The organism is Acetobacter papayae JCM 25143, assembly GCF_000613285.1.
Taxonomy (GTDB): domain Bacteria; phylum Pseudomonadota; class Alphaproteobacteria; order Acetobacterales; family Acetobacteraceae; genus Acetobacter; species Acetobacter papayae.
Genome location: NZ_BAIN01000005.1, coordinates 25,970 through 39,710 on the forward strand (window position 1 = coordinate 25,970; position 13,741 = coordinate 39,710).

Annotated in this window: 11 protein-coding genes and 1 pseudogene; 6 read left to right on the forward strand and 6 right to left on the reverse strand. The window is 53.5% G+C overall.

What is annotated here, in order from left to right:
- Window positions 1-113: 113 nt before the first annotated feature.
- On the reverse strand, window positions 114-932 hold the full coding sequence (locus JCM25143_RS16140) for a hypothetical protein (RefSeq protein WP_025859900.1): 819 nt from the start codon (window positions 930-932) through the stop codon (window positions 114-116).
- Window positions 926-1,252: a two-partner secretion domain-containing protein gene (locus JCM25143_RS20575; RefSeq protein ID WP_025859901.1), complete on the reverse strand. Its 327-nt coding sequence runs from the start codon at window positions 1,250-1,252 to the stop codon at window positions 926-928. Before JCM25143_RS20575 ends, JCM25143_RS16140 begins: the two co-directional genes overlap by 7 nt.
- Window positions 1,253-1,796: 544 nt before the next feature.
- Between JCM25143_RS20575 and JCM25143_RS02420 the strand changes: the two genes are divergently transcribed.
- Window positions 1,797-2,549, forward strand: a complete 753-nt coding sequence (locus JCM25143_RS02420) for a hypothetical protein (RefSeq protein WP_148299979.1) — start codon at window positions 1,797-1,799, stop codon at window positions 2,547-2,549.
- A gap of 95 nt (window positions 2,550-2,644) precedes the next feature.
- On the opposite strand, the gene JCM25143_RS02425 is transcribed toward JCM25143_RS02420, so the two are convergent.
- The gene (locus JCM25143_RS02425; RefSeq protein ID WP_025859903.1) at window positions 2,645-3,271 is read right to left on the reverse strand and encodes a TetR/AcrR family transcriptional regulator; all 627 of its coding nucleotides are present in this window, start codon (window positions 3,269-3,271) and stop codon (window positions 2,645-2,647) included.
- A 105-nt stretch (window positions 3,272-3,376) separates the two neighbouring features.
- Here JCM25143_RS02425 and JCM25143_RS02430 point away from each other — a divergent pair, with 105 nt between their 5' ends.
- From JCM25143_RS02430 to JCM25143_RS02445, 4 genes are all read left to right on the forward strand, one after another.
- Window positions 3,377-3,943: a hydrolase gene (locus JCM25143_RS02430; RefSeq protein WP_025859904.1), complete on the forward strand. Its 567-nt coding sequence runs from the start codon at window positions 3,377-3,379 to the stop codon at window positions 3,941-3,943.
- A 92-nt stretch (window positions 3,944-4,035) separates the two neighbouring features.
- Window positions 4,036-5,382 carry a DHA2 family efflux MFS transporter permease subunit gene (locus tag JCM25143_RS02435; protein WP_025859905.1) on the forward strand — a complete coding sequence of 449 codons (1,347 nt, stop codon included), beginning with the start codon at window positions 4,036-4,038 and terminating at the stop codon, window positions 5,380-5,382.
- A gap of 136 nt (window positions 5,383-5,518) precedes the next feature.
- Window positions 5,519-6,148, forward strand: coding sequence for a LysE family translocator (locus JCM25143_RS02440; protein WP_025859906.1), 630 nt, complete (start codon window positions 5,519-5,521; stop codon window positions 6,146-6,148).
- 587 nt (window positions 6,149-6,735) lie between these two features.
- Window positions 6,736-7,830 (forward strand): hypothetical protein, encoded by a 1,095-nt coding sequence (locus JCM25143_RS02445; protein ID WP_234394891.1) that lies wholly within the window; start codon window positions 6,736-6,738, stop codon window positions 7,828-7,830.
- Window positions 7,831-7,955: 125 nt separating this feature from the next.
- Here JCM25143_RS02445 and JCM25143_RS02450 read toward each other — a convergent pair whose 3' ends face one another.
- Window positions 7,956-9,140, reverse strand: coding sequence for an FkbM family methyltransferase (locus JCM25143_RS02450; RefSeq protein WP_148299982.1), 1,185 nt, complete (start codon window positions 9,138-9,140; stop codon window positions 7,956-7,958).
- Window positions 9,141-9,416: 276 nt separating this feature from the next.
- The gene (locus tag JCM25143_RS02455) at window positions 9,417-9,788 is read right to left on the reverse strand and encodes a hypothetical protein (RefSeq protein ID WP_025859909.1); all 372 of its coding nucleotides are present in this window, start codon (window positions 9,786-9,788) and stop codon (window positions 9,417-9,419) included.
- 107 nt (window positions 9,789-9,895) lie between these two features.
- Here JCM25143_RS02455 and JCM25143_RS02460 point away from each other — a divergent pair, with 107 nt between their 5' ends.
- Window positions 9,896-11,107, forward strand: coding sequence for an acyl-CoA dehydrogenase family protein (locus JCM25143_RS02460; protein ID WP_159101583.1), 1,212 nt, complete (start codon window positions 9,896-9,898; stop codon window positions 11,105-11,107).
- On the opposite strand, the pseudogene JCM25143_RS16145 reads toward JCM25143_RS02460, so the two are convergent.
- Window positions 11,070-13,602 (reverse strand): annotated as a pseudogene (locus JCM25143_RS16145) (excinuclease ABC subunit A). The gene JCM25143_RS02460 and the pseudogene JCM25143_RS16145 overlap by 38 nt on opposite strands.
- Window positions 13,603-13,741 lie beyond the last annotated feature (139 nt).

The window sequence follows — 13,741 nt, forward strand, 5'->3', positions numbered from 1 at the left end:
GTTGAGCAGAATGTCCCCGCTGCCCGATCCGGTGGTGGCCGAGGTCTGCTCGGTTACATTGGTGCCGCTGTTCAGTGCTGTGTTGACGGTGGAGGCTGCGGCATTATCGATTGTCAGGTCATCAGGTCGAGCAGCCAGCTTCCACCCAGACCGGCGCTGATGGTGGCGGCCCCCATGGCCAGCGTATGGGCCGAGGTCTCGATTGTGCCGCCAGCCCCCTTGCCCTTACCGGTGGCTTTCAGGGTCGCCCCCGAGGCCACGGTGGTGCTGCGCGCCAGATTGGTGCCGCCAATGCTGTCAGTGCCAACAAGGATCTGCCCGCCCTTGCGCCCAGCCTTGGAGGCCGAGGCATTCAGTACGGCCTTGCCGCCAAGGCTTACGGCCGCGCCATTCGCGCGGATGACACCGCCGGAGCCATCGGCATTGGTAGCACTTAGCGTGGTGCTTTCCACCGTTACGGTGCCGTGGGGCGCGCTCAGCCAGACCTGTCCGTTTACTGTTGTGGTGCCGGTGGCCTGCACCAGTCCCTCGCGGTTGCCTGCCAGTGCGTAAACATTCCCCCCGGCCGAGGCCAGCGTGGCGGCGGCGGCCTTGATCCGCCCGGTATTGGTGACGTTGCCCTTGGCTTTGCTGTCGGCCACCACATAGATACCTGCCGGGCCATCGGCCTCGCTCAGCACCACCTGATTGCCCGCCACCAGAGCCGCTGTGCCGCCAGCGGCACTGATTTCACCACTGTTGCTGACGCTTGCTCCTACCAGCACCACATTACCGTTGGTGCTGGTAATTTTGCCCGCATTGGTCACGGTGCCAGCAGACGTGCCGGACAGAGTGACATTGCCCCCCTTCATGAAGGCACTATTGGGCGTATCACGCGTGGAGGCGACAAAGCTGCCACCTGTGACCACCGTGCCGCCGGGGCCGATCACCACCCATTGGGGTTGATGAGGAACACCGTGCCGGTAGCCCCCAGATGCCCCTGCAGGGAAGAAAGCTGATCGCCCGTCACCCGGTTGAGGGTCGCGCCACTGCCATTGTTGAACTGGACCGAACCGCCGGCGCCGATGGAGAAACCCTGCCAGTTGATAACCCCGCGCGCGGAGGACTGGTCGATGGTGGTGGTGGCCCCCGTGGTGCTGATCGTGCCGGACCCCGCTGCGTACGTGCCCCCCGTGGGCAGGGCCTGCGCCCAGGCAAAACCGGGGGTGAGGGCGGTCACGCCAAGGAGAAGCATGCGGGTCGTCAGGGTCATAGCTCAGCAATCAATTCTGTGTGGGCGGGATGGAGGGCAGATAAATCGACCCCATGTCGACAAATATGCGGTGTGGGAGGGAATAAGGCTTCAAGACAAATTTTTTAGTGGTGAAGTGGAGTTTCTGGTTTTTGGAACAATAATGAATTTACTATGATTATTTTCTCTTTAAAAAACCGTATATATCGAAGAAAACACATATAAATTATTTTTTTTGTTTCTTGTTTTACTGTGTTATTTTTTCATCGCGATCTGTTTTTTGAGATTTGAAAAATACATATCCATTATTGATCATTTTTGTACCCCGTAGCAAGGCCGGTTTTGCAATGTCCCCAAAAATGTTACACTTGTGAAGTGAGGGGGCCGGTTACGCGGCCTGTGGTGTTGCTAAAGGGACTAAGGCGTAAAGATAAGTATGGCTGGCGATACACCGATTTATGAGGCTGAGGCCCTTTCCACGCTGCCTCAGTTTTTGACATGTCTGGCTTATTGTAATCAGGCCTTGTTGGATATTCACAAGCAGATGCCGCGCGAAGTAAGATACGTGGCTGATGTGCGCCGATGGATGCTGACGCATGCCGCCCTGCTACTTCATTTTCGGCGGCGGGTTGATCCATCAGCCCCGCCCCTGACAGCAACCAACCTGTGCCATCTGCTCAAAGATAGCAGCATGGTCAGCACGAATACGGTTACAAACTACCTCAAGGAAATTCAGAATTTTGGTTATATAGAGGCCATTCCCAATCACGATGGCCGCGTGCGGGCCTACCAGATGAGTGCCTTTTCCGAGCAAATGTTCCATGTCTATCTCAGCGTCAATCTCGGCGCTCTTGATCAGATTGATGGGGCGGGCCGGAGCGAGGTCGTGCGCGAGACACCGGCAATCCTGAACCATATGCATCCGGTTTTTGCGCAGCTTATGCTGGAGGATACATTTCTGAGTGCGCCGCCTCAGTCTATAGAACCGCTTGTCAATACAACGGTTGGTATTTCCATTCTGAATGAAATGACACGGTCTGTCACCGCGTCACCTGTAGGGGGGGATGAGCGGATAGCGGTCGGCTTTGATAGCGCAAATGCTATGGCGCAGCGTTATGGTGTCTCCCGTGGAAATGTGGCTAGGCTTTTGAAAAAAGTTGAAATGGCCAATAATTTTGGAAAAACGGAGCAGGGGAGCTGGATCTCGGGGCGGTTGGTGCAAGACTACCATATATGGCAGGCTTGCAAATTCGCTCATGTATCGAGCGCGTATGTCGAGGCCTGCAAGCAGCATGCCAAGGCCTCAAGCCACGCGTGAAGGCGCTTTGATACAAGCTGTGGTCTGGTGTGTGGTGACGGGGTGGGGAGTGCTCGTGCTGGCCTGATCGCTGGCGGGCTTAGATGCGAGACAACTTATTTCTGGTAGGGTGTTAACCTGTCCAGAAGATAAAGACGGTTCATGCGGCGCAGTTCTGCGGGCGCGCCCGCAGTCGTGGGGGCGTCTTTCGTGGTCATGGCTCGCATGACTTTCATCTGGTTTAGTGTCACTGCGGCAATATCTTTTGCGGTGTCGTTATCCAGTCTGGGTGCTGCAATTGTCAGCGCTGTTGCAATGCCATTTAAGGCCTGCTGCCGGGAACGGCTACGAATTTCCAGTCTGTCCGTGCGGGCCTCCATCAAGGCAGAGAGCGATTTGACCCGGGGATAATGCACCGTCAAAAAATCAATCAGCACATCAGCAAGGTCTTCTAGCGACAGTTCGGAGGCTTTTTGTGCCAGTGCTGAGTATTCATCATTCAAAACGGCAATATTTTGTTGCAGCAATGCGTCTGCTACCGCTTCCTTGTTGGGGAAAAAGCGGTAGAGAGAGCCTATTTTAGCGCCTGCACGTAAAGCGATTTCCGCCATGGTTGTCGCCTCATAGCCTCGCTCTGCCATCAGTTCTGACGCAGCAGCCAGTATGTCTGACACTCTCTGGCGCCCCGCAGCGCGGCTTGGCTGCACAGGGGCGCGTTTTTTGCTTGACGAATTTGAGTCCATACTCAACTAATGCCCTTATGTGAGTGCATGCTCAACTTTATCCGTGGTGTGCCAGCCGGACAATGATCCGAGAAGCTGGCGCATATCAAGAGGGGGGATCTTACCATGATTTCATTACCCGCAACTCAGACTGCGCTGGTGTTGATCGATCTGCAGAAAGGTATCACGGCTCTGCCCGTGGCCCCAGTGCCAGGGGCAACGGTTGTGGAGCGTGCGAAGGGGCTTGCCTCCCGCTTCAGGGTGGCTAAAGCGCCTGTTATTCTCGTCAATGTTGCATTCGCGCCTGATTTTTCTGATGCACTGCACACACGTGTCGATTGCTCATTTTCGCCACCAGGAGGTTTTGCGCCGGATTGGTCTGAACTGGTTGACGGCCTTGCTCAGTCGGAAGACCTGCGCATTACCAAGCGGCAATGGGGCGCATTTTATGGAACGGATCTGGACCTACAGCTCCGCCGCCGTGGCATTACAACCATTGTTCTGGGTGGGATCGCAACAAATCTGGGCGTGGAATCAACGGCCCGTGCCGCCCATGAGCATGGATATAATGTCGTTGTGGCGGAAGACGTGATGGCGACCTTCTCGCAGGAGATGCACCTCTTTGCGTGTGAGCATATTTTTCCACGTCTGGGTCGTGTTGCCGCAAGTGCTTCAATCACACTGGAAAGCTGAAGTTCCGAAGGCACAATCAGTGAAAGTATGAAGTGGTGTCATCTTCGCGGGATTCTGTAAAACTGCCAGAAGGCATATGGAGAGTTGTCTGTGTGGCGGCAATCGGGTCTTTCATGGCGCAACTGGATGCCACAGTCGTCAATGTATCCCTGCCAGATATTGCCACGACCCTTCAGGCTTCTTTTTCAACCGTGCAGTGGGTGGTCAGTGGTTATCTTTTAGCGCTAGCCCTGACATTGCCCCTGAACGGATGGCTGGTTGGCCGTATTGGGGCCAAGGCGGTATATCTGTGGTGCTTTGGCGCTTTTGTTCTGGCATCCGGCCTTTGCGCGTTGGCTTGGTCGGTTTCTTCTTTGATCATTTTTCGTCTGCTGCAGGGTATGGCGGGCGGTCTTATGGCGCCGATGGCACAAATGATGGTTGCCCGTGCCGCGGGGCGGCATTTGTCCAGAGTAGCCAGTGCTATTGTAGTGCCTATTCTGCTGGCGCCCCTTCTCGGGCCGGTTATCGCAGGGCAAATCCTGTCTGTGGCATCATGGCGCTGGATCTTCCTTCTCAATATACCTGTCGGGCTATTGGCTTTGGTGCTGGCGGCTGTGTTCTTACCCGATGAGCGTCATATAGAACGCCCCCGTCCGCTCGATATGGCAGGGCTGGCACTGCTGGCACCCGCGCTGGCGGGGTTTCTTTATGGTATTGACCATGCGCACCAGACGGTGGGGCTTGTTTTGCTGTGTGCCGCGCTTGCACTGTTTGTGCTGTATTATTGTCTGGCAAGGAAAAAAGGCGATCGCGCTTTAATTGATCTACGATTGTTTCATGCGCCGGTTTTTTCAACGTCCGCAACAATCATGTTTTTGATCAATGGTGTTTCCTTCGCCGGGCAGATGTTATTGCCGGTCTGGCTTATTCAGGCCTGTGGCATTGCCCCAGACCGAACCGGCCTGATCATGCTGCCGCTGGGGCTGGGTATGATGTGCACCTACCCCTTGGTGGGCTATCTGACAGAGCGTTTTGGCATTCGTAAACTTACCATGTGTGGCGCGTTCTGCGCTGGCGCAGGCACTCTCTTGCTAGCTTTTCTTGCCTGCAAAGGGCTCACTATGAGCCTTCTGGCGGTTGCCCTGTACCTGCGTGGAGCCGGGACTGGCGCGATCGGTATTCCAGTCATGAGTGCGAGCTACGCATCTGTTACGAAGGCAGATATTCCCATGGCCACAACAACGCTGAACATCGTGCAGAGAATTGGTGGTCCAGTGCTTTCAACGCTTTGTGGCACCTTCCTCGGGTGGCAACAGTCAGTCGCGAGCGTTGCTCATCCGCTTATGCCAGTATTCGCTAAGGTGTTTATTTTCCTTTTTATTTTTCATGCTGCCCTCTTTTTGATGACATGCCGCCTTCCTCAGACACTGCCAGACACAGAACTGCCTGCCCGATAGGGCTTGTTCATTTATGAAAGCAGTTTCTGTTGGTCTGGCAGAGTGATGGTGTGAATGTTATTTCATGCTTTCTGGCAGGCATGACGGATCTTCGCATTTGGGTAATGCGGTTCTTGATGGTGTGGGGGATAGCATCGTGACACTTCATACGTGGTGGCTCTTCGTGGGGTCTGTATTCCTGCTTTCGGGCACTCCGGGGCCTAATATGCTGCATATTCTATCACGCAGCGTCGATATGGGGATGAAGCGGAGCATTGCCGCAATGGCTGGGTGCCTGTCCGCGCTGATAACGGTTCTGATTGCTTCGGCCGCGGGGTTAAGCACGCTTTTACTGGCGCTGCCGGGGGCTTTCGCCATGCTGCGTTATGCCGGAGTGGCGTATCTTCTCTATCTTGGCATCAAAGCGTGGCGCAGTGACGTGACACCTCTCGATGTTGGTAGCAATGGGCTGCCGGTTGCGCTGTCGGCGCCTACCCTGTTCAGGGGCGGTTTTATGATCGGCATCAGTAATCCCAAGTTGCTGCTGTTTGCAGCGGCTTTTCTGCCGCAATTTATTAACCCTGCCGCAGCACAGGCGCCGCAGTTTGTGGTTCTTGTCGCCAGTTTCGCGGCTGTAGAATGCTTCTGGTACATGATTTATGCTGCGGGAGGCCATTCGCTGTCACGTTATTTGTCACGCCCATCAGTAAAGCGGGTATTCAACCGGATTACTGGTATGATTTTTGTCGGCTTTGCCGCGCTATTGCTAAAAGCTAAACCGTCATAGAAAGAGGATCAGCTCAATATTGTCTCTGTGACGGCAATAACGCCACGATATTTTCGTAAAAATTCTTCAAATGGCATCAGATTTCAACGATGTTTTTTCGTGGTATTGGGGTGTTTTTGACAAGCCTGAATAATATTTGATCTGACCGCCACGATTCATGTATGTAGCCTCTTTAGAGAATGTAGCCCGATAGTGAGGGGTAACAACGAGCTGATGCGTGCATAAGCCGGTTGCCGGGAGCCAGCAGAAGCTGGATGTTGCCTTTCACAAAAAGCATGGCAGGCTTGTTATTGCAGGCTGAGTCCAGGGTAAGTCAGGCTCACCATGTGTAAAGCGGTGTATTCCGCCAAAATATTGCTCAACGCATTTATCCCGAAAAAACAGATCGCCCGTTCATGAATGGGTTAAGGGGCGATTAACCTGATGACAAAGGATAAAAAATATTTTATATCGCAGTGTGAATAAAAACTGATCTGAAGTGCTGCTGAACACGGTGTGGATGAGGTTGAGGATACCGCTAAGAAAAAATCAGAAGTGAAGTCATCGTTATAACCGGGGTAGCCCGCAAGTAACGGGGAGTGATCGCAATGGGACTTGTAAAGACTTTAAGTCCGGGAACTTCGGCTGCGTCTTTCAATGTCTGGGTTGCTCTTGCAAAGGCTCTTTCTGAAAAAATTCTAGCCTTAACTTTGTCTATCAACGGGTTTCGGTCGAGCCGAAGGGGAAATGCAATGTCGGTGAGTGAGTGTTTGTTGGAGAGTCAGGCAACGCAGGATACACTTCCGCTCATCATTTTTGTGCATATTCCCAAAACGGCGGGGACTACTGTTCGCGATGTATTATATGATACATCCGTGCGGGGGCAGGCATTATATCAGGGGGAATTGCACGCTCCTGAGTTTTTGGCCCGTGCGGCTGAGGTCGATTGGCTCTCTGGCCATGTAACGCACGATATTTACCTTGAATATCTTCAGCCTCTTGAGCGTCAGGTGGAGTTTTTCACCACCTTGCGGGATCCTTTTAAACAGATTGTTTCGCATCTGAAACATAGTTTTTCACGGTATCATCAGGAAAACGGAGAGCAGCCTTTTGATGATGTGGAAGCGGAAATCGACAGAGACGTTGCAACAACTGATTTTGGTTCCGTCGATGCAATTATTGAGTTGCTGCGCCGCCAGAGTGACTGGTTTTTGAATATTCAAAGCCGCTATGTGCTGGGTGCGGATTATGCCAGCCTGTCTGATGCAGAGAGAGTTAAACGTCTTTCTGCGTACACATGTATTTCTACAGAACATACACTGAAAAACATTTATAAGGCCTGGGGCTTTCTTAAGCTGCCAGCTGATGCCGTTCGTATTCATAATAATCGAAACGAGAGCACGCTTGATACAAGCTTGCTTGACGCCCCACAGATCCGCGATTTTCTTGCCGAGCATCATGGGCACGATTTCCGGCTTTATTCTCTGGCGCAAACCATGAATTTTCCGGCGGTAAAGCGTGCGCCGTATAGGCCGTCATTTTTTCCTCTGGTTCGTCGAGTAACCGCTGATAATTTTAATGAAGAAGCCTATCTGGCTGTTAACCCCGATGTGGCGGCTGCGGTGAAAGCAGGAATTTTCCAGACAGGATACGACCATTTTGAGATCGCAGGACATATGGAGCTGCGTTACCAGAAAAATTAAAGTGTCAAAATTCAGATTTTTATTTGGATGTATGGTCTTTATAGTGCGGTATGATGTTTGAAAACGATTGGTGAATATATTCGGGCTGGTCACGAGCCCGAATAGCACAATGATTTCAAAATACTTCAATCTGTTTGGGCGGATCGCGTACGTATTGCGCTAAATGTTATGCAGTTCTGAGGGTCTCCTGAAAAAGTCACTTTAAAATCAAGATTCTCAAGGAAATTGATCATGTCCTGCGGAACATGATCCTTGTTTTTCTGTGCTTCACCGATAATGAGCCTGCATTGCTTGACCAGATTTGGCACGGGGAATAAGGCGTTATATTCTGATCCCTCGATGTCTATTTTGAGAATATCGATTGCCATATTATCTAATTCTTGAAAAACGGTTTCAAGGGTTATTACATCTACCGGAATAGCTTGGGTTTTATAGCTGAGTGCTGAGCCAAGTTGATGCGCGCCGCTATGCTCCGGATTGAAGTAAAGCTTGCTCTGCCCCGGCACTGATGAAACCGCCCGATTAAACGGCTTGATGTTGTTCGTGTGATTATTCGCAATGTTGATTTTTATTTGTTCAAAATTTGATGGTTCAGGTTCATAAACATGAATATCGCATCGCCCGGCAAGCAGTGTGTTCACTTGAAGGGAAAATGAACCAATATGACCACCCAGATCTATAATTCGTAAGTGGGTATTAAGATCCTGGGAGGAGAGCCATTGTCTGACGTCAGGCAGGTAACAAAGCGCTACTTCATTGACGATCTGATAATCATTGGTTCCTGTTCGTACAGAAAAAATGGTATTTCCAAAGCCAGAAACAGTATTTTTAGAAGCATTGGAGCAGGCAAGCTCAAGCGCCTCCATTGAATATGGCTTGCCATCGGGGAGTGTTCCATCAGAGAGCAGTAGCCATACGGAGTTTTCGAAGTGTTTGTAAAACTTTGTATGGATATTTTTGAGAAGAAATTGTAATCTGAAGAGAAAATCTTTCCGGAGTAGAAATATTTTCGGTGTCTTTGGTGTGTCGTGGCAGTCAGAGAGGCGTAATAAAACCGGGCTGCCAATCTGCTTCCTGATGAATGAGAAGGCTTTATACATATCGTCAGGAATGAGAATGGGGATGTTTTTTAAAGGCCTGTTCCCGATTAAGGATAAAAAGTGCGTATAAGCTTCCCTCGACGGCATGTCGCTTGATTGACGGGCAAGAACTTGCAGTGATTTTTTCTGTGGAACCCGTATTCCTAGAAATCCTTCAAGGGCAATTATTCTGGATTCAGCAGCGGCTCTTATTCTTTGAATTTTATTCACGCATGGACTCTATCAGTTAATATAAAAAATCTCAGGGCACTTTAGCACTGAGAATATTAACGTCTATAAAAAGCTCATATTTGGTTCTGAATCCAGATATATTATGCTTGATCGGATAATCTGTCATGGCTGGTATCAAATTGATGCGATAGTGACATAATGAACTGGTTCTTGTGCCTCCATCAATAATGCCCAGCAGAATGGCAGGGGAGAGGGTTGGTGCCGCAACCCATTACGATATAAAAATATAATATTCTGAAAGTGTTATTCCATTTTTTAACAAAGGCGGAGATATTTCTGGTAATCTTTTTTGTGTCGAAAAAGAAACAGAACGTAGTAATCTCGGTATTGGCGTCGGCGTCGAAAGACTTTTTCGTAAAAAGGAAAGACGTCATACGGCCCTTGAAAGCCTGTGGCGTCTTCTTTTCCTGCTACAGCGCATTTTACCTGAAAAAGTGGCGCGTATAGAGCGCTCTCTGTTCTTTCAGCCCGCCTGACGTGAAAGAGATTTTTTCGGAAATCTTTGAGCCGTGGAGGCAACAGGAACACCATATCCTGCTCAATCCAGATTGGCTGACTGTCGGCTTTGCGCAGGTAGCGCATGTCGTCGGGCATGTCGGCGTAGAATGCGAAATTGCGTACAATCATCCCGGTTCGCTGTTGTTGTGGTGGAGTTTTCTTTAAGCATGGGGCTTTCATAAAATCAACATATGATGAATATAAGGACTCCATTCCCTGCTATTAAGGACGGAGACATGGATACTTCCGTTTTGGGCGCGCTTGTGCCGGCTTATGTCTGGCCTGAGTCCCTGCGCTCGCGTATCGATCCATTACATGAGGTGATCGATCATGTGATTGCCCCCGCTGCATCAGCGGTGGATGCGCAGGGGCGCTACCCGGTAGCGGCTATCGCTGCGCTGAAAGCGTGTGGTGTCATGGCAGCCGCCATGCCTGAAGTTTATGGCGGTTGGGGGCTCACACAGGCCCAGTCTCAGGAAGTCCTGTTCCGTCTGGCTATGGCTGATCCGTCTGTTGCCCAGATTTACAAGGTTCATGATGATCTGGTGCGCGAGATTTTTGCTTTCGCGGATGAGGAGACCTGCCTACGACTGGGGCAGGACATCGCCACGCGGCAGATCATTATCGGGCAGGCGATTGCGGAACCGGGGGCGCGGGCTGATCAGTTCGGGCATGTTATCGCAACGCCCGATCAGGGTGGGCATAGCCTGAGTGGGCGCAAGATTTATGCTACGGGCGCCATGGGGGCGGACCTGATTGCCATTACCTCCTATGATGCGGTTTGCCATGGCATGCGGTTTGACTTGGTGCCTCGTGATGCTGCAGGCTTGAGTGTGCTGGATGACTGGGACGGCATGGGGCAGAGGGCCACGGATTCAGGCACCGTTATGCTTGATCATGTAAAAACCATTGCCGGACTGGTCGTGCCCAAAGAGGATCAGTCACCACCTGACTGGGCATCCCTGCGTTATCAGAATGGGTTTTCTGTTATTCTTGTAGGGATTGGTGTCGCGGCCCTTCGTCATGCTGCGGATTTTGTGCGCGAGCACGCCCGCCCGTGGATTTCCGTGCAGGGGGGGCATGCAAGTGATGATCCGATGGCGCGTCGCCTGTTTGGCGAGATTGGTGCGGAACTCGCCGGGGCGCTGGCTCAGGTGCGTGATGCGGCTCATAGGCTCGATTTGCGGGCATCGGGGGCTCTGTCACGGGCGGAAGTGGCCATGGCTGTCTATGCTGCCCGGTCACTTGCCAGCAAAGCGAGCCTGCGCGCTTCGTCCGATATCATGGCGGCCATGGGCGCGCGCGCAACCAGCCGTGCCGTTGGCTTTGATCGCTACTGGCGGGATGCGCGCACGCTGTCACTTCATGATCCGGTTGACTGGAAACATGAGGAAATCGGCCGCCATCTCCTTACGGGCTGGCAGCCGGAGGCTTCGTTGTATCGCTGACATAGCGGGCCAGAAATGGCGCGGTAACGCTATCGGTGGATCTGGCTATGGTGGCCGGTGTGCCTTGAGCCACCACGCGCCCGCCCTTGTCGCCAGCGCCGGGGCCAAGGTCGATCACCCAGTCGGCCCGCGCTACAAGGCGCATGTCGTGCTCAGCAACAATAACGGTATTCCCTGCCTCCACGAGTTCCTGCAGATGCTCCATCAGCCGGTCGGCATCGGAAGGGTGCAGGCCCGTTGTGGGTTCATCAAGGATATACAGCGTATGGCCCCGGCGCTGTTTCTGCAGTTCCGTGGCCAGTTTGATCCGCTGCGCCTCGCCGCCTGAAAGTTCGGTGGCGGGCTGGCCCAGCCGTAGGTGGCTAAGTCCGCCGCGCAGTAGGGTGGAAAGCGACTGCGCAGGCCCTGCTTCATTCGCAAAGAATGTGGCCGCTTCTTCCACGTTCATGGCCAACACGTCCGCGATGGATCGGCCGCGATAATGCACCTCAAGAATTTCGGCTTTGTAGCGCGCGCATGGCAGGTGGGGCAGGGGGCGTAGACACTGGGTAGGAACAGCAGTTCCACCATGGTCGATCCTTCACCTTCGCAGGTCGGGCAACGTCCTTTTGCTACATTGAAAGAAAAATGCCCTGCATCGTAATGTCGTGCGCGGGCCAGATCCGTTGAGGCAAAGAGTTTGCGCACCGTATCGAATAGGCCGGTGTAGGTGGCAAGGTTGGAGCGCGGTGTGCGGCCTATGGGCTTCTGGTCTATGACGGCCACCCGTTTGATGCCTTCAAGCCCGCCTGTAATCCGCCCCTGCGGTTCGCCTGTGGGCATGTCTGGGGTGTCGGTATCGTTTTCATCTTCCGGGTTTTTCTGGCCAACGGCCTGAGTGACAAGCCGTGTCAGCACCTGGCTGACCAGAGAAGATTTGCCGGACCCGGAAACACCCGTGACAGCACTCAGCACCCCAAGCGGAAAGGCGATGTTCAGCCCGTGCAGATTGTTCCATTCAACGCCCTCCAGTGTAAGCCACCCGCCGGGTGTGCGCGGTGTTTGGCTGGCCCGCACATTGGTGGCGAAAACATAGTCGCGCGTGCGCGAATAGGGGGTGGTTTTCAGCCCCTCAAGTGGGCCGGAATACAGAATGGTGCCACCATGTGTGCCTGCTCCCGGTCCGACATCGACAACCCATTGTGCCTGACGAATCAGATCCAGATTATGCTCGACAAGAAAAAGCGAGTTTCCGGCATCGCGCAGGTTCTGCAAGGCTGCCAGCAGGGCGTTTGTATCCGCTGGGTGCAGCCCGGCGGAGGGTTCATCCAGCACATAGACAACGCCAAACAGGTTCGAGCGGATTTGCGTGCCAAGTCGTAGCCGCTGATATTCACCGGGCGAGAGTGTCTGCACACTGCGCGACATCTGGAGATAACCCAGCCCAAGGCCGAGTAGCACGTCAATACGTGCGGCCATGTCTTCGGCAATGCGCCGGGCAGCAATGGCAACGGCATCCTGAGCCTCGCTCTGTGTGCCGTGCTCAGGGTTTCGGCTACGGTTTCGAGCGGGAGTGCGGTCATTTGCGCGATATTGCGCCCCGCGAAGGTGACAGCCAGCGCATCGGTATTCAGGCGCTGGCCGTGGCATTGCGGGCAGTCGCTCGACAGCATGAACTGTTCAGCCCGCTGGCGCATGCGCGCACTTTGCGAATTGGCAAAGGTCTGGAGCACGTAGCGCCGGGCACCGGTGAATGTGCCTTGATAGGAGGGTTCCATCCTACGGGCTATCGCCCGCACTACCTGCTCGTGTGTTAGCCCGGGATAGACCGGGTAAGTCGGTGTTTCGTCGGTAAAGAGAATCCAGTTTCGGGTTTTTGCGGGCAGGTCGCGCCATGGGGTGTCAACATCCACCCCTTTGGTAATGAGGATGTCGCGTAGGTTCTGTCCCTGCCACGCGGTGGGCCATGCGGCCACGGCGCGTTCGCGGATGCTGAGTGTGTCATCGGGGACAAGGCTACGCTCTGTTACGTCATGAATGCGGCCGAGTCCGTGGCAGCGTGGGCAGGCGCCCATGGGGGTGTTGGGCGAGAAGGCCTCTGCCTCTAGCCGGGGGGCACCCGGCGGGTAGGTGCCTGCGCGTGAATAGAGCATCCGCAGATGGTTGGAGAGCGTGGTAATGGAGCCAACCGTCGAGCGCTCGGAGCCTCCACCGCGCTGCTGCTGGAGTGCTATAGCAGGCGGTAGGCCCTCGATCCGGTCAACCTCTGGCACCGGCATCTGCTGAAAAAGCCGCCGGGCGTAAGGAGAAACGGATTCAAGGTAGCGCCGCTGGGCTTCGGCATAGAGTGTGCCAAATGCCAGGGAGGACTTGCCTGAACCCGAGACCCCCGTAAAAACCACCAGCCGGTCGCGCGGGATGTCTACATCTACATCGCGCAGATTATGTTCGCGTGCGCCGCGTACATGCACGAAACCATCATCACCCGGTGCAGTGTCTGGTTCTTGCAGGCTCATGCCGGAATGTCTTCATACATGCGGGCTCTCCTTACGTATTGGGGTTGTGCGGGAACAAAATCTTTGACCGTTGAATAAATGTGGCGCTGAGTGGCGCGGGTGGCAAGAGCCCTGAACTAACGCTGGAGCAAACAGTTTT